The sequence below is a fragment of the Paracoccus sp. J55 genome (assembly GCF_000513975.1).
Classification (GTDB): Bacteria; Pseudomonadota; Alphaproteobacteria; order Rhodobacterales; family Rhodobacteraceae; genus Paracoccus.
The window spans coordinates 23,258-44,694 of sequence record NZ_AZVA01000016.1; the positions used below are offsets into that span (position 1 = coordinate 23,258).

Consider the following 21,437-nt stretch of genomic DNA (forward strand, 5'->3'; position numbering starts at 1 on the left):
CGCGGCATGCCCGGCTTTACAGGTCGCTGCGAAACGCCTCGATCAGCCACAGAACGACCTCGCGAAAGGCTTCCTCGCGCGTGGCGCCGGCGGCCAGTGCGGCGGCGAAGACGGCCCGCTGCTGTTCGGCGGCCGAGCCGCGCGCGATCATGTCGCGCATCCCGGCCACGGCCGGCTGGCAGTCCAGCGCATCGGCATCCTCGGAGATCGCGGCCAGCCAGTCCTCGGCGGTCTGGTCGAAGGGGATGATGCGCCGGGTGCCGAAATCGATCAGCCCCTCGGTCAGCCCGTAGCGGATCGCGCGCCAGCGGTTCTCGCCCAGCAGGAAATTGTCGTATTGCCGCCAGCGCAGGTTCTTCCGCGACAGCCGCCACAACATGCGCACCGTCGCCTGCACCAGCGCCACCAGGGTCATCGTGTCGTCCAGCCGCGGGCAGGCGTCGCAGATCCGGGTCTCAAGCGTGGGAAAGCGCGACGAGGGCCGCAGGTCCCACCAGATCTTGCTGCCGTCCTCGATGATGCCGACCTCGGTCAGCGCCTTGACCGAACGCTCGAACTCGTCCCAGCTGCCCAGGCGCGGCGGCAGGCCGGTGCGGGGATAGCCGGCAAAGACCGTGGTGCGATACGAGGCCAGCAGCGTATCCTCGCCCTGCCAGAACGGGCTGGAGGCGGAAAGCGCCAGCAGATGCGGCAGGAACCAGGACAGCTGGTTCATCAGGTCGATGCGCATGGCTTGGTCGGGAATGCCGACATGGACATGCATGCCGCAGATCAGCATGCGCCGCGCCACACCGCCCATCTCTTGCGAGATCCGGTTGTAGCGGTCCTTGTCGGTATGGTCCTGGTCGCGCCAGTCGGCGACCGGATGGCAGGCGACCGAGATCGGCGCCAGGCCGAATTCGGCGGCTTGCCGCGCGATGCTGCCGCGCAGCCGGGCCAGATGCGCGCGCGCCTCGGCCACATCGGCGGAAACGGGCGTGCCGATCTCGATCTGGCAGCGCAGGAATTCCTGGCTGACCTGATCGGCCAGCTCGGCCTTGCAGGCCGCGACCAGCGCGTCGGGGGCCTCGCGCACCTCGCCGGTCCGGGCATCGACCAGCAGGTATTCCTCTTCGATGCCCAGAGAGAACGGGATGTCTTCCGCCATGGCAGGCCCTTTCCTTGTCAGGAGTTTACCGGCCTTAACCGGGCAGGGGGGCGGTCTGTTCCGGCGGCTTGGCCCGGCGCGGCCGGTCGGGCGGTCGCGCGGCCCCGATCCGCATGGCGCAGGCCGGCCGAACGGAGCCGCCATGCCTTCGATAGCGTCGCCGCTGTTGCCATGCGGGCACGGGCGCGGCCGGCGACCGGGGCGCCGATCCTACCCCTTGGCCAGCGCCGCGACGGGGTCGAGCTTGGCGGCGTTCACGGCGGGGAGGTAGCCGAAGACGAGCCCGATGCCGCAGGAACTGGCCAGCGCCGCCGCCATCGCCAGCGGCGAATGGACCAGGGTGAAATCGCTGCTCAGCCGCTCGAAGGCCAGGCCGAAGCCGAGCGCGGCCAGGATGCCCGCCGCGCCGCCGATGACGCAGACCAGCACCGCCTCGATCAGGAACTGCGCGCGGATGTCGCCGCGCCGGGCGCCGACCGCCATGCGCAGTCCGATCTCGCCGATGCGCTCGGTGACCGAGACCAGCATGATGTTCATCACCCCGATGCCGCCGACCAGAAGCGAGATCACCGCGATCGCCGCGATCAGCAGCGCCAGCGTCTGCGTGGTCGAGGTGATGGCCTCGCGGATCTGGTCGTTGTTGACGATGAAGAAATCCTTGCTGCCGTGGCGCTGGATCAGGATCTCGGTCACCGACTGCTCGGCCAGCGCCATGTCCACCTCGTCGGCCACCCGCAGCGTCAGGCCGCTGACGCTGGTGGTGCCCAGATAGCGCGCCTGCACCGTGGTATAGGGCGCATAGACCCCCAGGCTGGTGCTGCCGCCGGGGCCGCGGTTCTGCACCTCGGCCACGCCGATCACCCGCAAGGGCACCTTGCCCGCCATGAAGGTCCGCCCCAGCGCCTGGCCGTCGCCGAACAGGCTCTGGCGGGTGTTCTGGTCGATGACCACGTTCTGGGTCATCGCGGCCACGTCGCCGGCGTCGAAGGCGCGGCCCTCGGTCAGCCTGATGCCGGCCACGTCGAAATACTGCTCGCCCACGCCGCTGATCTGGGCGCTGGCCTCGGTGGCGCCGTGGCGCAGGGTCTGGCTGGTGCTGACCGTCGGGCTGACCGAGGCGACCCAGGGCTGGCGCGCCAGCGCCGCGCCGTCCGCCATGACCAGCGTCGTCACCCGCCCCGAGCGCATGTCGCCGAAATCCCGCCCCGGCATGATCTGCAGCGTGTTCGTGCCCAGCCCGGCGATGTTTTGCAGCACCTGCCGGCGCGACCCCTCGCCAAGCGCCACCACCGAGACCACCGAGGCGATGCCGATGATGATGCCCAGCATGGTCAGGAAGCTGCGCAGCTTGTGGGCGCGCATGGCCAGCACCGCCATGCGCAGCGCCTCGGCCAGCCGGCCCAGCACCGGGGCGGCGGCGCGGCCGGCCCCGCCGGCTTCCCCGGGGGACGGCGGGGTGGCGGGTGCGGGCGCGGTGCGCGGGGGCCGGCGGTCGGCGATGATGCGGCCGTCGGCGATCTCGACCACGCGATGCGCCCGCGCCGCGACCTTCGGGTCGTGGGTGACGATGACCACGGTGCGGCCCTCGGCGTTCAGCTGTTCGAGAATGCCCAGCACCTCGTCGCCGCTGCGGCTGTCCAGCGCCCCGGTCGGCTCGTCCGCCAGGATCACCCGCGCGTCGTTGATCAGCGCCCGGGCGATCGAGACCCGCTGCTGCTGGCCGCCCGACAGCTGGCCCGGCTTGTGGCCCAGCCGGTCGCCCAGGCCCAGCCGGTCCAGCAGGGCGCGGGCCTTGGCGCGGCGCGATTCGGCGGGCAGGCCGCGATAGATCGCCGGCACCTCGACATTGCCCAGCGCCGTCATCTCGGCCAGCAGGTGGTAGCGCTGGAAGATGAAGCCGAAGAACTCGCGGCGCAGCGCGGCCAGCGCGCCGGAATCGCGCTGCGCCACCTCGCGCCCGTCCAAGAGGTAGCTGCCCGAACTGGGCCGGTCGAGGCAGCCCAGGATGTTCATCAGCGTCGATTTCCCCGAGCCCGATGCGCCCATGATGGCCACGAACTCGCCCCGCGCGATGTCGAGATCGATGTCCTGCAGCACCTGCAGCCTGCCCTCGCCCGAAGGGTAGGCGCGGCCGATGCCGCGCAGCCGGATCAGCGGGGCGCCCATCTCAGCCACCCAGCGGACCCATCATGCGCCCCCGGCCGCTGCGGCCGGCGCCGCCGCCCGAGCCCGCGCCTGTTGCCGGGCCGGCCCCCGGCTCGCCGGTGATCACCCGCTCGCCCTCGTCAAGGCCCGAGACCACCTCGGCCACCACCTTGTCGTTCAGGCCGATCCGGACATTCCGGGTCTCGATCCCGCCGCCTTCGGCCAGCACCCGGACCTCGTGGCTGCCGTCCGGGTTGCGCCGGCCAAGCGCATTGGCGGGGATGGTCAGCACGTCCTGCGCCGCGCCCAGGATGATGCTGACCTGCGCGGTCATGTAGCTGCGCAGCCGGCCGTCGGGATTGGCCACCGGGATGATGCCGGTGTAATAGATCGCGGTGCTGCTGCTGTCGGTGCTGCCGCCCTGGATGGCGCCGTCGTTGACGATGCTCTGCGGCGCCGGCGCGATCGAGGCCAGCACGCCCTCGTAGCTGCTGCCGCTGTCGTCGAGCAGGACGAAGCGCACCTTCTGGCCGGCCTGCACCTTGCCGATATCCGCCTCCGAGATCTCGGCATGCACGTCCATGCGATCCAGTTGCCCCAGCACCACGATGGTGGGCGAGGATTGCACCGCGTTCACCGTCTGCCCGGCCTGGCTGACGATCGCCAGCACGGTGCCGTCGATGGGCGCGGTGATGCGGGCATAGTCGAGATTGGTCTGCGCGATCTCGATGGCGACCTCGGCCTGGGCGATCTGCGCTTCAAGCGCGGCGATCTGGGCGCGGGCGACCTCGACCTCCTGCTCGGCGCTCTCGAAGCTGCTGCGCGCGGCGGCGGCCGAGCGGATCAGGCTCTGTTGGCGCTCCATGGTCTTTTCCGCCAGCGTCAGCACGGCCTGGCGCTCGGCCATCTGCGCCCTGAGATTGGCCAGGGCGGCCTTGGCGGTGCGCAATTCGTTCGCCTGCTGGACCGAGTCGATCTGGGCGATCAGGTCGCCCTGCTCCACCCGCTGGCCCAGCCCCACCGCCAGTTCCGTGATCCGCCCCGAGACCTGCGCCCCCACGGCGACGAGGTTCTGCGGCTTCAGCCGCCCCTCGGCCAGGACCGAAACCTCGACATCGCCGCGGCTGACCCGGGCGCTCAGATAATTCGGAGTTGCGGATTTTCCTTCGGCCAGGCCGGCGAGAACGGCCAGAACCGCGGCCAGGGCCGCAAGGATCAGGACAAGGGCGACAGGCTTGCGCATGCGATGCTCCATGACAGTCGGCCGGACCGCCTGCGCGCCGGGCGACAAGGATGAAGACGCACCGGGCGCCGGGCGCCGCTTCGCGCGCTTGTAGCGCGCGCGGCCGCCCTGCGCGACTGCGCAATTGTATCAAATCGGTCATCTTTCCGTGCTGTCGGGACAGCGCCCGGCCGCGGGCTCGATGCCCGTCGTCGCCCCGAGCCGCCGGGGCATGGCCGCGGCCCGCCCTCGAAGGCGATTCCTGTCCAGCCCGGCGCAGCCGCCGAGGGTTTCCGAATGCGCGCGACGCTTCGGCCGGCGAGACCCGCGGCAAGGTCGACGCTGCCTGCCGCCCGAGGTCGCGCCGTAGCTGGCTCCCGCTCCGGGTGGATCGTCCCGCCCGTCCGAGCTTCGAAAACCGGGCAGATTCTCGACAGCGGTGGTGACGACGGCAAGCGGCCCGGCCGGGTGAAGCTCGCCCCGCCCCTGGCCGTCCGCCAGCCGGCATTGCCGCCGTCCTGGCGCCGCAGTTGCAGGAGGCATGGCCGTCCAGCTGCCATATGCCGCGGCAGTTGCCGGATGGCGGAATCACCCACGGGGCGGGGACGCGACTCGCGCCGCGCACCCTCGCGGGATTGCGTTCCGGCCTCCCGGCCCTAGCCCACCGTCACGTCCATGGTCACCTCGGCATTCAGCACCTTGCTGACCGGGCAGCCCTTTTCGGCCTTGCGGGCGCAGTCCTCGATCACCGCCTTGTCGCCGTCGCCCCAGATCCGGGTGTTCAGATGCGCGGTCTTGATGGCGAAACCGTCGCCCTCCTTGGCCAGCCCGATCTCCGAGGTGGTCTCGATCTTCACATTGCCGATCCCCGCCTCCTGCAGGATCATCGACAGCGCCATGCTGAAGCAGGCGGCATGGGCCGCGCCGATCAGTTCCTCGGGGTTGGTGCCGGGCAGCCCCTCGAAGCGGGTGTTGAAGCCATAGGGCTGGTTGCTCAGCGCCCCGGACTTGGTGGACAGCGCCCCCTTGCCGTCCTTGAGCCCGCCCTCCCATTTCGCCGAACCGGAATTCACGATCATCGCCGTTCTCCTTTTCTGCCGTGACCTGCCGGCTGAACGCGCGATCCCTTGCGCGGGTTCAATCGCCGGCCTATCCCGTGCAGAACGAGGGGGAGAAAAAACCGCATGCCGGTGCATGAACTTGCGGCGTTGGGCGCGGCGGCCTGCTGGGCCATCACCGGCATCCTGTCGCAATCGGCGGCGCAGGCGCTGGGGGCCTTCGGCTTCAACCGGCTGCGCCAGGCCATGGTCGCGGCCATGCTGGCGGCGATCGTGGTCGCCACCGGGCGCTGGCAGGGCATTTCGGCCGAGGACCTTTGGCGGCTGTCGCTCTCGGGCGTGATCGGCATCTTCCTGGGCGATACGCTGCTTTACGTCGCGCTGATCCGGCTGGGACCAAGGCGCTCGGGGGCGCTCTTCGCCCTGAACGCTCCGATGGCGGCGCTGATGGGCTGGCTGGCCCTGGGCGAGCAATTGTCGCTGCCGGCGGTTCTGGGGGTAATGCTGTCCACCCTCGGCGTGGCCATGGCGGTGCTGGGCCGGCCCGGCCGCTCGGGCGGGCACCGGTTCGAGGCGGTGCAGGGCTCGGTCTGGGTCGCGGCGGGCTTCGGGCTCATGGCGGCGGCGGGGCAGGCGCTGGGATCGCTGATCGCGCGGCCGGTGATGGCGACGGGATTCGATCCCTATGTCGCCTCGCTGGTGCGGGTGGGCGTGGCGGTCGCCTGCCTGGCCCTACTGATGGCCCTGCCGATCCGCGCGGTGCAGCCGCGCGCGGCCCCGACGCCGCGCGTGCTGCTGCTGACCGCGCTGTCGGGCCTGATCGCCATGGTGATCGGCATGACGCTGCTGATGTTTGCGCTGCAGGGCGGCAAGGTCGGCATCGTCTCGACGCTCTCGGCGCTGTCGCCGGTGCTGATCCTGCCGGTGCTCTGGGCGATGATCGGGGCGCGGCCCTCGGCGACCTCCTGGGCCGGGGCGCTGCTGGCGGTGCTGGGCATGGCGCTGATCTTCCTGCGCTGACGGGTTTGTCATTTGCCCCCGGCGCCCTGCCGCGCTTCTCTCTGGCGCGTTGCCACGACAGGAGAAAGCCATGCGCCTCGCCACCTTCACCCTTGCCGCGCTGATCGCCCTGCCCGCCGTCGCCCAGGACCATTCGGCCGGGGATCACGCCGGGCATGACGACAGCCCCTCGACCGCCGGCTACCGGCAGGCGATGGAGCGGATGCATCAGGACATGATGATCGACTACAGCGGCAATGCCGACGTCGATTTCATGCGCGGCATGATCCCGCATCACCAGGGCGCCATAGACATGGCCCGGGTCGCGCTGGAACACGGCCAGGACCCGCAGGTCCGCAAGCTGGCCGAAGAGGTCATCAACGCTCAGCAGGCCGAGATCGAGATGATGCGGCAATGGCTGCAGGAACACGACACGGCCGAATAGCACGCCCTTCTTTCTTGCCCAAATATCCTGGGGGGAGCCGGCCCGGCCCCCGGCGAGGGGCAGGGCCGGCGGGGGGCAAAGCCCCCCCTTCCCTCAGCCCAGCAGGCGCTGCGCCTCCTGGATGGCGAAGCGGTCGGTCATGCCGGCGACGTAATCCAGCACTACCCGCGCCCGGCCGGTCTCGTCCCCGGCGGCCTCGGCGGCCGTGAACCAATGCTCGGGCATCTTCGAGGGGTCGTTCAGGAACAGCGGAAACAGCCCGTTCAGCATCTCGGTCACGCGCTTCCTCTCGATCACCACCGAGGGGGCGCGATACATGCGCTGGAACAGGAACAGCTTGATCGCCTTGAGATTCTGGTAGAGCGGCTTGGAGAAGCGGATGATCGGCCCCTCCATGTCGCGGATCTCCTGCACGCTCTGCGGCTGCAGGCTGGCCAGGCGGTTCTGCGCCACGGCGATCACGTCCTCGACCATGATGCCGAAGACCCGGCGCAGCGCCTCGTGCCGCCGCCGCATCGGCTCGAGCCCGGGATGCAGCGCGTCGACCTCGGCAAGGGCCTCGCCCACCACCGGCAGCTGCGCCAGATCCTCCTCGGTGAACAGCCCGGCGCGCAGCCCGTCATGCAGGTCGTGGTGGTTATAGGCCACGTCGTCGGCCACCGCCGCGACCTGGGCCTCGGCGCTGGCATTGCTGTGCAGCTCCAGGTCCCATTCGGCGTTCACCTCGGCCAGCGCATAGGGCAGATCGCCCGTCACCGGCCCGTTGTGCTTGGCGATGCCCTCGAGGCTTTCCCAGGTCAGGTTCAGCCCGTCGAAATCCGCGTAATGCCGTTCCAGCCGGGTCACGATGCGCAGCGCCTGGGCATTGTGGTCGAAGCCGCCATAGGGCGCCATCAGCGCCGCCAGAGCATCCTCGCCGGTATGGCCGAAGGGCGGGTGGCCCAGGTCATGGGCGAGCGCCACGGTCTCGGCCAGGTCGGTGTTCAGCCCCAGCGTGCCGGCGATGGTGCGGGCGACCTGCGCCACCTCGATCGTATGGGTCAGGCGGGTGCGGTAATAGTCGCCCTCGTGCTCGACGAAGACCTGGGTCTTGTGCTTCAGCCGGCGAAAGGCGCTGGAATGGATGATGCGGTCGCGGTCGCGCTGCCAGGGGCTGCGGAAGGTGGACATGCGCTCGGGCCAGCGGCGGCCGCGGCTTTCTTCGGGCTGGCAGGCATAGGGTGCCATCATCTCGTCGCTTCCTTGCGGGGCTTCGCGGCGAACCCTATATTCCATGCCGGACGACGGAAACGGGAACGCCCCATGAACACAGGTCTGAACCTGCCCCCCAGGGTCACCGAGCGCGCCTTTGCGCGCCTGGCCGAGATCAATGGCGACGGCCCCGCCCGGCCCTTGCGGGTCGCGGTGGCGGGCGGCGGCTGCTCGGGCTTTCAATACGACATCCGGCTGGACGACCCGGCCGAGGACGATCTGGTGCTGCAGGGCGGCGGCCAGAGCGTGGTGGTCGATCCGGTCTCGCTGCCCTTCCTGGCCGGCGCGGTCATCGACTTCGCGGACGAGCTGATCGGCGCCCGCTTCACCATCGACAACCCGAATGCCAGTTCGTCCTGCGGCTGCGGCACCTCCTTCTCGATCTGATCCGGCCCCGATCTGATCTGGCGCGAACCGGCGCGGCCCGCTAGTCTCGCACGCATGAAGATCGCGACATTCAACATCAACGGCGTCCGCGCCCGCATCGAAACCCTGACCGGCTGGCTTTCCGAGGCGCAGCCCGACGTGGTCGTGCTGCAGGAGATCAAGTGCCAGGACGAGGGCTTCCCGCGCGAGCCGATCGCCGATCTGGGCTACAACATCGAGACGCATGGCCAGAAGGGCTTCAACGGCGTCGCCATCCTGTCGAAGCAGCCGCTTGAGGATGTGAGCCGCGGCCTGCCGGGCGACGACGGCGACGAGCAGGCCCGCTATATCGAGGCGACGGTGGTGGGCCACCGCGCCCTGCGCGTCGCCGGGCTCTACCTGCCGAACGGCAACCCGCAGCCGGGGCCGAAATTCGACTACAAGCTGGCCTGGATGGAGCGGCTGCGCGCCCGGGCCAAGGCGCTGCTGGCGACCGAGATGCCGGCGGTGATGCTGGGCGACTACAACGTCATCCCCGAGCCGCGCGACGCCGCCTTTCCCGAGAAATGGCGGGACGACGCGCTGTTCCAGCCCGAAAGCCGTGCCGCGCTGCGCCGGATCGTCTTCGACGGCTGGGCGGATGCGGTGCGCCTGCGCCATCCGGACGGCACGCGCGGCCCCTTCACCTTCTGGGACTACCAGGCGGGCGCCTGGCAGAGAGACAACGGCATCCGCATCGATCATGTGCTGCTGTCGCCGCAAGCCGCCGATCTGCTGATCGACCTGGGTATCGACCGCGACGAGCGCGCCAAGGAGAAGCCCAGCGATCACGTCCCGGTCTGGATCGACCTCGACGCCTGACGGTCCTGGAGCAGCCGGGGCGCTTCGCCCCCGTACTCCCCGAGAGTATTGGGAGAACGGGAGCCGGGCGGGCATTCCGGGCAACGCCGGAGGAGTGGACTCGCTGGTCCGCCGGCCTCGCCGGGCATGGGGCTGGCCGAGGAACGCTCGGCCCGGCTGGCGGTCGGGTGCGGTTCCCGCCTTCCGGAGCCGGTGCGGCCCCGGCTTTCGCCGCTGCGGCGATGGGAAGGCGGATCGCGTCAGGACGGGGCCAGCCGTCAGGAGGGGGACCAGCCGTCCGCGCGCCCCGGATCATCGCGGCCGGGCCCCGCGGCGCGGCAGGCCCGTCGGGGCCGGCCGAAGGCTGTGCTCAGTCGCCGTCGTCCGGGACCTCGTCGTCATCGCCGAACCGGGCGTCGTCGTCATATTCGTCCTCGCCCTCGCCGACATATTTCGAGGAAAGCTTGATCGAATGATTGTCGTGGATCGGGTCCATGACGATGTCCGAGGGGATCTCGCCCGCCAGCCATTCGCGGATCTCGTCCTTGGTCTCGTCGATCTCCTGCCCCGTGACCTCGGCGATATAGGCGATGAAGGCGCGCTGGTCGCCGTCGATCTCCTCCAGGTCGCTTTCATCGGCCGTGGGCCATTTCTCGACGATGGCCTCGAAGAAGGCGGGCCAGTTGTCGCGGACGTGCACCCATTTCATCAGTAGCCTCCTCCGCCAAGCCCGCCCTGAACCAGGCGCGAGGCGCCGGTGATGTCCTCGCCGACGCCGGCCACGGTATTGCACGCGGCAAGCGCCAGGACGATCAGGACGGTTGCGATCCGACTGAATTTCATTCTCTTTCCTCCTGCCACCAGGTTTCTGGCATGAAGCCGGGCCAGTCACCGTAAAGCGGCGTGTTTTCAGGATAATCCAGGTCGGCGCGATGGGCCAAGCGGGAAATCCGTGAATAGCTGACCGGGATGACATAGCGTCCGGCGGTTAAGATCCGGTCAAGGGCCCTGACCGCGGCGACATAACCCTCATGCGTGCGGGCCTGGCCCATCTCGGCGATCATCGCCTCGGCGGCGGGGCTGTCCATGCCCATCCAGTTGCGGCTGCCCGGCTTGGTCACGCCCTCGCGACCCCAGTAAAGCCGCTGCTCGTTGCCGGGCGAGAGCGACAGCCCGCGCTCGTACCAGGTCATGTCGAACTGGTAGTTGTTGGTGCGTTCCACATATTGCGCCGAATCGAGCAGCGTCACCTTGGGACGGATGCCCAGGTTGCGCAGCGATTGCACGAAGATGTCGACGATCTGCCGCATCTCGGCGCTGGTGCGCATGGCGCTGCCGGACTGGTTCAGCAGTATCTCGAAGCTGAAGGGGCGGCCCTGGGCGTCGCGCAGCTCGCCCTGCTGGACGGTCCAGCCCGCCTCGCCGAGCAGGTCCAGCGCGGCGCGGATGCCCTTGCGGTCGATGGCGCGCTCGCCGCCCTCGGGCAGGGCGTAGCCGTCAACGGTGCCGGGCGGCAGCTGGTCCGCGAAGGGGGCGAGCAGCTCGGCCTCGCGTCCGCTGGCCGGGCCGGGCTGCATCGCCAGTTCGGAATTGGCGAAATAGCTGGTGATGCGCGGGTCCTTGCCGCCGGTCAGCGTCATGTTGATGAAGCGGTGGTTGAAGGCCTCGATCATCGCCTGCCGCACCCGCCAGTCCGCGAAGAGCGGATTGCGGGTGTTCATCACCAGCCCCATGATCCCCGAGGGGCGGCTGTGCGGGATCTCGGATTTCACCATCCGGCCGTCGCGCATGGCGGGGAAATCGAAGTCGCGGTCCCAGCGCGCCGCGACCAGCTCGCGCCAGACATCGATCTCGCCGGCCTTGAAGGCCTCGAACATGGCCGAGGCATCGCCGAAATAGTCGTAGCGGATCACGTCGAAATTATGCAGGCCCCGGCTGACGGCCAGATTGCGCCCCCAATAGTCCGGATTGCGGCGGAAGGTGATCGCGCGGCCGGGATCCACCTTGTCGATGACATAGGGACCCGAGCCGATGGGGACCATCAGGCTGGACTGGCTGAAATCGCGCCCTTCCCATTGCGCCTTCTTCAGGATCGGCCGCATGCCCATCAGCATCGACAGCTCGCGGTCGGGGGTGTTGAAGCTGAAGCGGACCGAGCGCGGGCCGGTCTGTTCCATGGTCTCGACCTTGGACCAGACGGCGGTATAGCGTGGATGCCCCTTGGTCCCCAGCACCTCATAGGACCACAGCACGTCCTCGATGGTCACCGGCGTGCCGTCCGAGAACCGGGCCTCGGGCCGCAGGGTGAATTCGACCCAGCTGCGCTCGGCATCGGTCTCGACGCTTTCGGCCAGGAGGCCGTAAAGCGTGAAGGGCTCGTCGATCGAGCGGGTCATCAGCGACTCGGCCAGCAGCCCCGGCTGGGTGAAGATCGGCCAGACCGGATTGCCCATCAGGATCCACGGATTGAGCGAATCGAAGCTGCCCGTCTCGGCCAGGCGAATCGTGCCGCCCTTGGGCGCCTCGGGATTGGCATAGGGCAGGTGGGTGAAGCCGGGCGGCAGCGCAGGTTCTCCATACATTGCAATGGCATGCATGGGTTCGGCAGGGCTTGCCAGCGGCATGGATGCAACACACAGGCACAGCGCGATTCGCCGCCAGATCGCGGATTCGTTAGTAAATTTGAAGAATCGCATGCTCGATTGCCCTGATTTCCGGGTCGTTGATCCTGTCCGCGCGCAGATTAGCCGCCCGTTCACCATGAGGCAAACTTACGCCTTGGACTCATGGGGGGAAAAGCGTATAGATAAGGCACTGCTCGATAGGTTTCTTGCCTGTATGAAACCTGCCTCATGACTTGCGCCCGCCTCGTGCGGGCGCTTTTTTCTTGGGGATTTTGCGGCTTTTCCCGGCCGTTCGCCGTCCCGGACGGGTCCGCCCCGGCCGGGGGAATCGATCACGCGAAAAAGTGAACGGAATGTGCGGTCTTGCCGGATTCCTGCGCCCCGCGGGCCCCTGGCGTCCAAGCTTGTGCGGCGCCGGCTTTTTCCCCATGCTGCGGCCGCAACAGCAACGCGGACGTGGAGGCGGCGATGTTCGAGAAATTCCTTGGCGGCAAGACGGCGGTGGTGACGGGCTCCAATTCTGGGATCGGGCTTGGCATCGCGCATGAGCTGGCGCGGGCGGGCGCGGATCTCGTGCTGAACAGCTTCACCGACGCGGCCGAGGATCACGCGCTGGCCGATAGCCTTGCCGCCGAGCATGGCGTCAAGGTGCGCTATATCCAGGCCGACATGTCCAAGGGCGCCGACTGCCGCGCCCTGATCGAGAAGGCCGGCGCCTGCGATATCCTGGTGAACAATGCCGGCATCCAGCATGTCGCGCCGATCCCGGACTTCCCGGCCGAGAAATGGGACGCGATCATCGCCATCAACCTGAGCTCCGCCTTTCACACCACGGCGGCGGCGCTGCCGCTGATGCGCCAGGCCGGCTGGGGCAGGGTGATCAACATCGCCTCGGCGCACGGTCTGACGGCCAGCGAATACAAGTCGGCCTATGTCGCGGCCAAGCACGGCATTGTCGGCCTGACCAAGGTGACAGCGCTGGAGACCGCGAAGGAGCCGATCACCTGCAACGCCATCTGTCCCGGCTATGTGCTGACCCCCATCGTGGAAAAGCAGATCCCCGACCAGATGAAGACCCATAACATGAGCCGCGAGGAGGTGATCGCCAAGGTCATGCTGCAGCGCCAGCCCTCGGGGCAGTTCGCCACGGTCGAGCAGATGGGCGGCACGGCGGTCTTCCTGTGCTCGCCGGCGGCCGAGCAGATCACCGGTACGACGATTTCGGTCGACGGGGGGTGGACGGCGCTCTAGGCGCCGCCCCGACCCGCTGGTCACATCTCCAGTTCCGGCCCGGAATATTCGGTCGAGACCGCGATCTCTCCCTTTACGATCTGCTCGCGCAGGGTGTCGATCTGGCTGCGGATCTCGGCCGGGACGGCATCGGACAGAGTCAGCGAGACCGCCTCGGGGTTTTCCAGCCCCATATGCTTGACGGTTTCGGGCTTCCATGTGCCGTCCATCAGATCCTGCACCGCCTGCACGCTGGGAATGCTGACATCGGCGATGGCCGAGGCGATGAAGACATCGGGCTCGACTTTGGTCCAGTCGATGACATTGCCGATCTGCTTCGCGCCGGCTGCGCGCATGGCGTCGGTGGCGCCCTGGCGGCCGGCGTTCAGCATGGTGAAGATGATGTCGGCGCCTTGGTCGGTCTGGGCCTTGGCCACCCGCGCGGCCAGTTTGGTATCGTCCTGGTTGCCGGCAAAGATCGTCAGGAATTTCGCGTCGGGCCTGGTATGCATCAGCCCGTTGTAAAAGCCGCCGCGCCCCTTCAGCCCCGGCGTCACCCGGATGCCCGAGATGTGGCCGACCACGCCGGACTGCGTCAACAGCCCCGCGGCCGCGCCGCCGAGCCAGGCGCTGTGCTCCTGCAGCACTTCGTAGCTCGACAGGTTCGGTCCGGTGACGCCGCCCTGGACCACGACGAAGGGAATCTCCGGGAACTCGGCAGCGACGGCCCTGGCGGCCTCGTTGTTCTGGCCGCCATGGGCGATGACCATGTCGGGGGTTTTCCGGGCCAGGGTGCGCAGCGCCTGTTCCAGCTGGTCCTGTTCCGGCTGCACCTGATCGATATAGGCGATCTGTGCGCCGAACTGCTTCTCGATCTTCAGAAGGCCGTTATAGCCGGCCTCCATGAAACCGTTATCGTCGATCTTGTCCGGAATGAGCATGGCGATCGAAAGCGTGCCGTCACGGGCGTGGCTGGCGCCGCTCGCCAGAAGCGAGGCGGCCAAAGCCAGCCGAATTGTCGTATTCATCCTGTTCGCTGTCCTTTATCGGCTTCGGGTTCCGACAGGGGAAGTCTTGGATGACGTCGCGTCAACGCACAGGAATTTGAGGTTGTCGCAACGAAATATTGAAAATCGTCGCAACGCGGTTCACCCCCAGACTGCCTCGAACTCGCGCCACTCGCCCTTGCTCATGCCGCTGTTCTCCTGCGTGACCTCTTCGCCCGCCAGCCGGCGGCGCAAGACCTCGACGCCCCTGGCGGAAAGCTGCGCCCCGCCCAGCCGGTAATCCTCGAAGGCGGCATAGGCGAAGGGCACCCAGTCCCGGACGATGCCGCAGATGGCCTCGGCATAGGCGCGGATCTCGTATTGCGCATGGGCATCGGCGCGCAGGCGCAGGAAGTGGAACAGATTGTGCAGGTCCACCTTCCAATACCATTGCGTATAGACATTCGCCGGCAGGTTCATCCGTGCCAGCTCGCGTGCCAGACCCTGCTGGCCTTCCTGGCTCAGCATCGCCTCGTAATGGTCATAGCTGCGCATCGCGTCCTCGCGCAGCAGGTCCAGGACGCGGGCGGCCTCGTCGCCCTCCAGCACCTGGCCGCGGCCCTGGTTGTTCACCGTCGATTGCGCGGCGAGGTGCTCGGGCGCCGGAATGTAGAATTCGCGGTCCAGGATCGAGTAGCGCGCCGAATATTCGTTCACGTTGGCGGTGCGGTGGCGGATCCATTGCCGGGCGACGAAAACCGGCAGCTTGACGTGGAACTTGACCTCGCACATCTCGAAGGGGGTCGAGTGCCAGTGCCGCATCAGATAGCGGATCAACCCCTCGTCATTGCTGACCGACTTGGTGCCGCGGCCATAGCTCACGCGCGCGGCCTGGGTGATCGCGCCGTCGTCGCCCATGTAGTCGATGACCCGCACCAGCCCGTGGTCCAGCACCGGATGCGCCTTGTAGAGATGACGCTCCATCCCCTCGGAGACGGCGCGCAGGGTGGGGCGCGGGTGGGCGCGCAACTCGTCGATCTCGGCCTGTTGTTCGGGGGTCAGGGGCATGGCGGAATCCTTCGTGCTGTTGGGCATATCTTGTGGCACCGACGGGTGATTCAATCAACCGGCAGTGTGGGCGCGGCGGGTGCAGCCAATCGTCCCACATTGCGGTCAGGCCGCCGGCATGCCAGTCTGGCGGCGACGAAAGGGAAAGGGATGACGATGAAGGTCCGCTATCTGCACACCATGGTCCGCGTGCTCGATCTTGAAAAGACGATGGCGTTCTTCCGCCTGCTCGGGCTTGAGGAGACGCGGCGCATCGACAATGAGAAGGGGCGCTTCACCCTGGTCTTCATGGCGCCGCCCGGCCAGCCGGAATGCCCGGTCGAACTGACCTGGAACTGGGACGGGGACGAGGGCCTGCCCTCGGACAGCCGGCATTTCGGCCATCTCGCCTATCGGGTCGAGAACATCTACGAGATGTGCCAGAAGCTGATGGATGCGGGCGTGACCATCAACCGGCCGCCGCGCGACGGGCACATGGCCTTCGTGCGCAGCCCCGACAACATCTCGATTGAATTGCTGCAGGAAGGCGAACATCTGCCGCCGCAGGAACCCTGGGCCAGCATGGAGAATACCGGCCACTGGTAGGCGCCGGCCCGCAAGCGCAAAGCGCCGCGCGGATGGCGCGGCCCTGTCGCCTGGCGGCCGCTCTTTCCCGCGGCGGCCCGCCTTTTCGCGCGGCAGCTGTGCCGCCAGGATCATGCCCGGCCCGACGCCCCCAGGACCGGCCGGCGGGAAGAGGCCCCCTTGGCCGATTCGCGTCGGGCCGGGCATGATGGCGCGGCCGGGCCATGCATCCCGGCGGCGCGTTCGGCAGCGGCGCTTTCAGTAGATGTAGCGGATCTGTTCCGCCCAGAAGCGTTCGACCCGCCGCCATTGCAGGTTCACCGTCTCGATGGGCGGATCGTCGAGCACGCCGGACAGGTCCAGCCCTTCGGCATGGCGCATGAACAGCCGCGCCACGCAATCGCGCACCTCCTGCCCGGCGGGGGTCAGCCGCACCCGGACCGAGCGGCGGTCCATCTCGCAGCGCTCGTGATGGACATAGCCCAGCTCGACCAGCTTCTTGAGATTGTAGGACACGTTCGAGCCCTGATACATCCCGCGCGAGCGCAACTCGCCCGCCGTCACCTCGGAGGTGCCGAGATTGTAGATCAGCAGCGCCTGCACCGGCGTCAGCTCGGACCGGCCCAGCCGCTCGAATTCGTCCTTGACCAGATCCAGCAGAAGCCGGTGCAGACGCTCAAGCATCTGCAGGCTTTCCAGATAAGCCTCGGTCCGGCCGGTCCGCGGCATGGGCCGCAGGGCGGGCACCGTTTGGGCAGAGCTGCGCTGTTGCATATGCGGGTTCCGTTGATGGCCTCGTTTCCGCCACCATGCCGCATATTTCCCAATCTTCGGTTAATCCCGGCGCGGTTCGCTAAAATTGCGGCTATTTCCGGGTCAGCCGGGCATGGGCAAAGGCCGCCACCCGGTCCAGCATGGGCAGAAGCGGCGCGGGTCCCGGCCGGGCATCGCCCAGCCGCGCGGTGATCCAGGGATAAAGGTCCTGGTCGTTCTCGGCCAGCACGGCCTCGTAGAGGTCCAGCTCCTCGGGGCCCAGCCCGGCCAGTTCGCTGTCGGCGAAGGGGCCCAGGATCAGGTCCATCTCCTTGGTGCCCCGCCGCCAGCTGCGCATCCGCAACCGTTTCAGCCTTGCCTCATGCTCGTCCATGCTCGTCCCCGGCTTGCCTGTCCGCGGGGGGGCGCCTATGACGAGGCGACCCAGCCGCAGGATGAATTCGATGAGCTTTTTGTCGCAGACGCTCGCCCGCGTCAAACCCTCGCCCACCATCGCCATCACCGGCCGCGCCCGCGACCTGGCCGCCGAGGGCAGGGACATCATCAGCCTGTCCGCCGGCGAGCCGGATTTCGACACCCCCGCGCATATCCGCGAGGCCGCCAAGGCCGCCATCGACGCCGGCCATACCCGCTATACCGCGGTGGACGGCATCCCGGAACTCAAGCGCGCCATCTGCGACAAGTTCGCGCGGGAAAACGGGCTGGACTATGCGCCCGCTCAGGTGACGGTCGGCACCGGCGGCAAGCAGATCCTCTACAATGCGCTGATGGCGACGCTGAACCCGGGCGACGAGGTGATCATCCCCGCGCCCTATTGGGTCAGCTATCCCGACATGGTGCTGCTGGCCGGCGGCACGCCGGTGGTGATCGAGGGCGCCATGCAGAACGGCTATCGCATCACCCCAGAACAGCTGGAAGCGGCGATCACGCCGCGGACGAAATGGCTGATCCTGAACTCGCCCTCGAACCCGACCGGGGCGGGCTATGGCGAAGAGCACCTGCGCGGGCTGACCGAGGTGCTGATGCGCCACCCGCAGGTCTGGGTGCTGTCGGACGACATCTATGAGCATCTGGTCTTCGACGATTTCCGCTTCGTCACCCCGGCGCAGGTCGAGCCGGGGCTGAAATCCCGTACCCTGACCATGAACGGCGTCAGCAAGGCCTATGCCATGACCGGCTGGCGCATCGGCTATGGGGCCGGGCCCGAGGAACTGATCCGCGCCATGGCCAAGCTGCAATCGCAATCGACCTCGAATCCCTGCTCGATCAGCCAATATGCGGCGCTGGCCGCGCTGCAGGGGCCGCAGGATTACATCGCGGAAAGCCGTGCCGTCTTCCAGCGCCGGCGCGACCTGGTGGTCGCGGGGCTGAACGCCTGCCCCGGCATCGTCTGCCCGGTGCCGGAGGGGGCATTCTACGTCTATCCCTCGATTTCGGCGCTGATCGGCAAGACCTCGGCCGGCGGCACGGTCATCGCCGATGACGAGACCTTCGCCACCGCGCTGCTGGACGAGACCGGGGTGGCGGTGGTCTTCGGCGCGGCCTTCGGGCTTGCGCCGCATTTCCGCATCTCCTACGCCACCTCGGACGCGGTGCTGACGGACGCCTGCGCGCGGATCAAGGGGTTCTGCGAGGGGCTGCGCTGAAGATGCAGTCCTGAAAATGGGTAGAGGCGGGTATGTCCCGCCTCGTCCATGTCTCCGGATGATTCGAACAGCACCTTACGACTTGAGACTGAACAGCGACTCGCGACGCATATCTCGCGCTTGGCTACCTGTGACGATCAAAGACCGCCTTCGACGGAAAGATCCTAGCATGCAGCCGGCTGTTGCCAAAGCGTTTTCTAGCTGATCGCCACGCCGGCGGCCACGACATAGGCGCGCAGCGTGTCGGGCGCGGCATTGTCGCGCAGCCGCCAGATCCCGGCCCGGGCCTCGCGCAGGGCGGGGATCACCGCGAAGCCGTTGGTCAGCTGTGCGGCGCGGTTTTCGGACCAGACCAGCTGATCGCCGTGCCAGCCGAACTGGCAAAAGCCGAAATGCGGGGAAGGCAGGCCGCCCCGAAGCGGCTGGTCCTCGCCCAGCACGCTGTTCTGGCTGGCCAGCAGCCGGTCGCCATGGCCCATGAACAGGCCGAAGGCCGGGGTGGCGGTGCTGGCCGGGCGCAGCAGGATGGTGTTGCCGTTGACAAGCGCATGGCGGATGGCATTGCCCGGCCGGTGGTCGCGCCAGCGCGGCGGCACCTCGTCCCGCGCCGAGGAGGCGGCGATGCGGATGCCGCAATCGGCGCCCTCGATGCGGTTGCCGCTGACCTGCGCCTCTTCGACGGCGGGGCCGGCGATGCAGATGGCTTCGCCGATATAGGCGCCTGCCGCGGTGCGAAAGATCTCGGGGCGCAGCAGCCGCAGCGGCCGGCCGTTGAAGACGACCCGGCCCTGGTTCGCCGCCGCCTCGGTGATCAGGTTCGAGATGCGCCGCCGCATCTCGGCCGGGTCGGTGATGCGGCCGCGCGCGCCGCCCGGGGCCAGCGTCGCCAGCAGCCGCAGCACCTCGGGATCGCCGCGCAGGATCACCGTGCCGCGGCGGTAAAGCGGCACCTCGCCCAGCGAGCCGCCGAAGATCAGCTCGGGCAGCGAGATCGGCCGGCCCTGCAGCTGTCGCCCGTCGGTCTGATAGGCCGTCAGGTCGGGCTGCACGTCAAGGCTGCCGAAGCGCAGCAGGCCCCGGCGGATCCGCGCCAGAATGCGACGGTCGGTCGCCAGCCGCAGCGCCGCGCTGCCTTCGCGGCCGGGCAGCGGGACGAAGCTGTTGTCCTGCACGACCGCACGCCAGGCGCCGACGATCAGCAGGCCGATCTGCGCCTGGCCGACCTTGAAGGCGCAGTCGCGCACCCGCACCTCCTGCCGCCGTCCCAGCGCGCCGATGCTGGCGATGCAGGCCGAGGCGCGGTCCGGCCCCGGCCGGCAGCGCGCCCGCACCCGCGCGACGCTGATGTCGCCGCAGCCCAGCATGGTCAGCGCGCCATGGCGGCCGCCGCGCCGCCCGCCATCGCCGTTGGGCCCGCCATTCACCGACAGGTCCGCGACCCGCACCGAGGCGCAGCCCCGGAACAGCAGCGCCGCCTCGCCCTCGGCGACCGAGACCACGGTCTGCGGCCCGGTCCCCTGCACGATCACATGGCCCAGCCGCTCAAGGCGCAGCGTCTGCTGCAGCTGGAAATTCCCGCCGGTCAGGCACAGCCGGATGCTCTGGCCGGGGCGCAGCGCCTCGACGGCGGCGCGCAGCTCGTCGCGGTTGCGCACCAGCGCCGTGCAGAGCCCTTGGCCCGAGCGGCCGGCCAGCGCCTCGATCGCCTCCTGCACGGTCTCGGCGCCCAGCCCGGTGGCGCTGTCGTCATAGCCGACATCCTCGGCCTGCAGGCAGGTCAGCGCCGGGAAGGTGGCGCGCAGGTCGGTGATCTGGGCGATGCCGTCGCCCGCGCGCCGCGCCAGCGCCAGCGGCACCCGCCGCACGCCCCAGGTCATCGGCGGCACCGCTTCGTCCGCCGCGCCGGGATAGGGCGGCCAGACCACCGCGCCGGTGGCGGCGCGGGCCTCGAACATCCAGGCGTCGCCCGCGACATAGCTGCCATCGGTGAAGGCGACCTGCACGCCGCGCTCCAGCAGGGTCGGCGCGCCCGTCAGCGGCAGGCCGAGCGCCGAGGCGCCGCCATGGTCCCAGCGCCGGATGCGCGGGTTCACCATCTGGTCGAAATTGCCGATGCCGGGCGAGAAGGTCGCCACGCCCTCGGTCAGGGTCATGCGGGTGAAGGTGCCTGGCCGGCCAAGCGCCGCGTCGCGGTCGTCCTGCACCTCGACCCAGCCGCCCGAGGGGAAACCCAGCGCCTCGTCCTCGCGCGCGCCCAGCAGGATGAACTCGCCGCCCTCGTTGCGGCCGAGCCGCGCGGCGACCGCGCCGTTCTCGCGCGACCAGACGAAGCGCGCCTGCGCCCGCGTACCGCCCCGGACGATCTGGACGCGGTAAAGCTGGTTCTCCTGGCTCAGATAGCCGGCATCGGGCGGGATCAGGCAGTCGCTGTTGTCGGGCAGGTCGGCGGCGGGGGCGGTGCCGGCGCTCATCCGGCCGGTGCCGGGCCGCCAGTCGGGAAAGTCCGGGGCATGGCCGCAGCCGGCGCGCGCGACGATCTCGGCGCGCTCGGCATCGGTCAGCGTCACCGGGCGGATGGCGACGCGCCAATGCGCGCGCTCGCGCACCGCGGTATCGACGCCCGACAGCGCCGGATCGGCCAGCAGCCCGTCCTGCAGCGCCGAGACCTCATCCTTGCGCAGCTCCAGATGGATCAGCATCTCGGCGCCGTCCTGCACGATCTCGGCCAGCGGCTCCAGGTTCAGCCCGCCGCCCTGGTCGGCATAGGAGACGGGCGCCGGGTTCTCGACCCGGACGCCATCCACCCAATAGCTGCCGGCGCCGATGCCGAAGCCGCCCGCGCCGGCGGTGATGGCGAAGCCCGGCGCGGTCTTGGGCGTGCCGCCCGGCCCGATGACGCGGGCAAGCGCGCTTTCCATGCGCTCGGTCTGGATGGCCGTGTTTTCGTTCCAGTCCGAGTCGGTGTAAAGCCGGCCCTGCTGCATCAGCACGCCCGAATAGCCGCGATGCTTCGCGTTCGGGCCGCGCCAGCGTGAAAAATCTCCGGTCATGTCAACCTCCTCGTTCTGGGCG

The 21,437-nt window shown here is 68.8% G+C and carries 20 protein-coding genes; 7 read left to right on the forward strand and 13 right to left on the reverse strand.

Translation table 11 applies throughout. The features are described from left to right. Positions 1 to 16 precede the first annotated feature (16 nt). The 4 genes from PARJ55_RS0114305 to PARJ55_RS0114320 form a co-directional block, all read right to left on the reverse strand. The gene (locus PARJ55_RS0114305) at positions 17 to 1,147 is read right to left on the reverse strand and encodes a carboxylate-amine ligase (RefSeq protein WP_028713662.1); all 1,131 of its coding nucleotides are present in this window, start codon (positions 1,145 to 1,147) and stop codon (positions 17 to 19) included. Positions 1,148 to 1,357: 210 nt separating this feature from the next. After that, on the reverse strand, positions 1,358 to 3,313 hold the full coding sequence (locus tag PARJ55_RS0114310) for a MacB family efflux pump subunit (RefSeq protein ID WP_028713663.1): 1,956 nt from the start codon (positions 3,311 to 3,313) through the stop codon (positions 1,358 to 1,360). Between the two features lies 1 nt (position 3,314). Beyond that, on the reverse strand, positions 3,315 to 4,535 hold the full coding sequence (locus tag PARJ55_RS22185) for an efflux RND transporter periplasmic adaptor subunit (protein ID WP_036698605.1): 1,221 nt from the start codon (positions 4,533 to 4,535) through the stop codon (positions 3,315 to 3,317). A gap of 635 nt (positions 4,536 to 5,170) precedes the next feature. Further along, a complete protein-coding gene (locus tag PARJ55_RS0114320) occupies positions 5,171 to 5,593 on the reverse strand; it encodes an OsmC family protein (protein ID WP_028713664.1) in 423 nt (140 codons plus the stop codon). A 105-nt stretch (positions 5,594 to 5,698) separates the two neighbouring features. On the opposite strand from PARJ55_RS0114320, the gene PARJ55_RS0114325 reads away from it, so the two are divergent. Both PARJ55_RS0114325 and PARJ55_RS0114330 read left to right on the forward strand, forming a co-directional pair. Continuing rightward, a complete protein-coding gene (locus PARJ55_RS0114325) occupies positions 5,699 to 6,592 on the forward strand; it encodes a DMT family transporter (RefSeq protein ID WP_028713665.1) in 894 nt (297 codons plus the stop codon). Positions 6,593 to 6,662: 70 nt separating this feature from the next. Further along, on the forward strand, positions 6,663 to 7,016 hold the full coding sequence (locus PARJ55_RS0114330; RefSeq protein ID WP_028713666.1) for a DUF305 domain-containing protein: 354 nt from the start codon (positions 6,663 to 6,665) through the stop codon (positions 7,014 to 7,016). A gap of 93 nt (positions 7,017 to 7,109) precedes the next feature. Here the strand turns inward: PARJ55_RS0114330 and PARJ55_RS0114335 are convergent, their stop codons facing one another. Further along, entirely contained in the window at positions 7,110 to 8,246 is a 1,137-nt protein-coding gene (locus tag PARJ55_RS0114335) for a deoxyguanosinetriphosphate triphosphohydrolase (RefSeq protein WP_028713667.1), read from the reverse strand. Between the two features lie 72 nt (positions 8,247 to 8,318). Here PARJ55_RS0114335 and PARJ55_RS0114340 point away from each other — a divergent pair, with 72 nt between their 5' ends. Together PARJ55_RS0114340 and xth are read left to right on the forward strand one after the other, a co-directional pair. Next, entirely contained in the window at positions 8,319 to 8,654 is a 336-nt protein-coding gene (locus PARJ55_RS0114340; RefSeq protein ID WP_028713668.1) for an iron-sulfur cluster assembly accessory protein, read from the forward strand. Between the two features lie 54 nt (positions 8,655 to 8,708). Next, a complete protein-coding gene (gene xth, locus PARJ55_RS0114345) occupies positions 8,709 to 9,494 on the forward strand; it encodes an exodeoxyribonuclease III (protein WP_028713669.1) in 786 nt (261 codons plus the stop codon). 349 nt (positions 9,495 to 9,843) lie between these two features. Here the strand turns inward: xth and PARJ55_RS0114350 are convergent, their stop codons facing one another. Genes PARJ55_RS0114350 through PARJ55_RS0114360 form a run of 3 tightly spaced genes read right to left on the reverse strand, consistent with a single transcriptional unit; the run spans position 9,844 to position 12,169 of the window. Beyond that, the gene (locus PARJ55_RS0114350) at positions 9,844 to 10,182 is read right to left on the reverse strand and encodes a hypothetical protein (protein WP_028713670.1); all 339 of its coding nucleotides are present in this window, start codon (positions 10,180 to 10,182) and stop codon (positions 9,844 to 9,846) included. Then, positions 10,182 to 10,316: a hypothetical protein gene (locus PARJ55_RS24780; RefSeq protein WP_256380445.1), complete on the reverse strand. Its 135-nt coding sequence runs from the start codon at positions 10,314 to 10,316 to the stop codon at positions 10,182 to 10,184. The genes PARJ55_RS0114350 and PARJ55_RS24780 overlap by 1 nt, the downstream gene beginning before the upstream one ends. Beyond that, the gene (locus PARJ55_RS0114360; protein WP_028713671.1) at positions 10,313 to 12,169 is read right to left on the reverse strand and encodes an extracellular solute-binding protein; all 1,857 of its coding nucleotides are present in this window, start codon (positions 12,167 to 12,169) and stop codon (positions 10,313 to 10,315) included. Before PARJ55_RS0114360 ends, PARJ55_RS24780 begins: the two co-directional genes overlap by 4 nt. A gap of 396 nt (positions 12,170 to 12,565) precedes the next feature. Here PARJ55_RS0114360 and PARJ55_RS0114365 point away from each other — a divergent pair, with 396 nt between their 5' ends. Next, positions 12,566 to 13,348: a 3-hydroxybutyrate dehydrogenase gene (locus tag PARJ55_RS0114365; RefSeq protein WP_028713672.1), complete on the forward strand. Its 783-nt coding sequence runs from the start codon at positions 12,566 to 12,568 to the stop codon at positions 13,346 to 13,348. Positions 13,349 to 13,368: 20 nt separating this feature from the next. Here the strand turns inward: PARJ55_RS0114365 and PARJ55_RS0114370 are convergent, their stop codons facing one another. After that, entirely contained in the window at positions 13,369 to 14,355 is a 987-nt protein-coding gene (locus PARJ55_RS0114370) for a BMP family protein (RefSeq protein ID WP_028713673.1), read from the reverse strand. 120 nt (positions 14,356 to 14,475) lie between these two features. Continuing rightward, on the reverse strand, positions 14,476 to 15,381 hold the full coding sequence (gene thyX / locus PARJ55_RS0114375) for an FAD-dependent thymidylate synthase (protein ID WP_028713674.1): 906 nt from the start codon (positions 15,379 to 15,381) through the stop codon (positions 14,476 to 14,478). A 156-nt stretch (positions 15,382 to 15,537) separates the two neighbouring features. Here thyX and PARJ55_RS0114380 point away from each other — a divergent pair, with 156 nt between their 5' ends. Then, positions 15,538 to 15,966, forward strand: coding sequence for a VOC family protein (locus PARJ55_RS0114380; protein WP_028713675.1), 429 nt, complete (start codon positions 15,538 to 15,540; stop codon positions 15,964 to 15,966). 237 nt (positions 15,967 to 16,203) lie between these two features. Here PARJ55_RS0114380 and PARJ55_RS0114385 read toward each other — a convergent pair whose 3' ends face one another. Both PARJ55_RS0114385 and PARJ55_RS0114390 read right to left on the reverse strand, forming a co-directional pair. After that, complete coding sequence (locus PARJ55_RS0114385; RefSeq protein WP_371255997.1) at positions 16,204 to 16,719, reverse strand: MarR family winged helix-turn-helix transcriptional regulator; 516 nt, start codon at positions 16,717 to 16,719, stop codon at positions 16,204 to 16,206. 91 nt (positions 16,720 to 16,810) lie between these two features. Beyond that, a complete protein-coding gene (locus PARJ55_RS0114390) occupies positions 16,811 to 17,092 on the reverse strand; it encodes a succinate dehydrogenase assembly factor 2 (RefSeq protein WP_028713677.1) in 282 nt (93 codons plus the stop codon). 70 nt (positions 17,093 to 17,162) lie between these two features. Here PARJ55_RS0114390 and PARJ55_RS0114395 point away from each other — a divergent pair, with 70 nt between their 5' ends. Beyond that, the gene (locus PARJ55_RS0114395; RefSeq protein WP_028713678.1) at positions 17,163 to 18,365 is read left to right on the forward strand and encodes a pyridoxal phosphate-dependent aminotransferase; all 1,203 of its coding nucleotides are present in this window, start codon (positions 17,163 to 17,165) and stop codon (positions 18,363 to 18,365) included. Between the two features lie 197 nt (positions 18,366 to 18,562). Here PARJ55_RS0114395 and PARJ55_RS0114400 read toward each other — a convergent pair whose 3' ends face one another. Beyond that, complete coding sequence (locus tag PARJ55_RS0114400) at positions 18,563 to 21,415, reverse strand: DUF6519 domain-containing protein (protein WP_028713679.1); 2,853 nt, start codon at positions 21,413 to 21,415, stop codon at positions 18,563 to 18,565. Between the last annotated feature and the right edge of the window lie 22 nt (positions 21,416 to 21,437).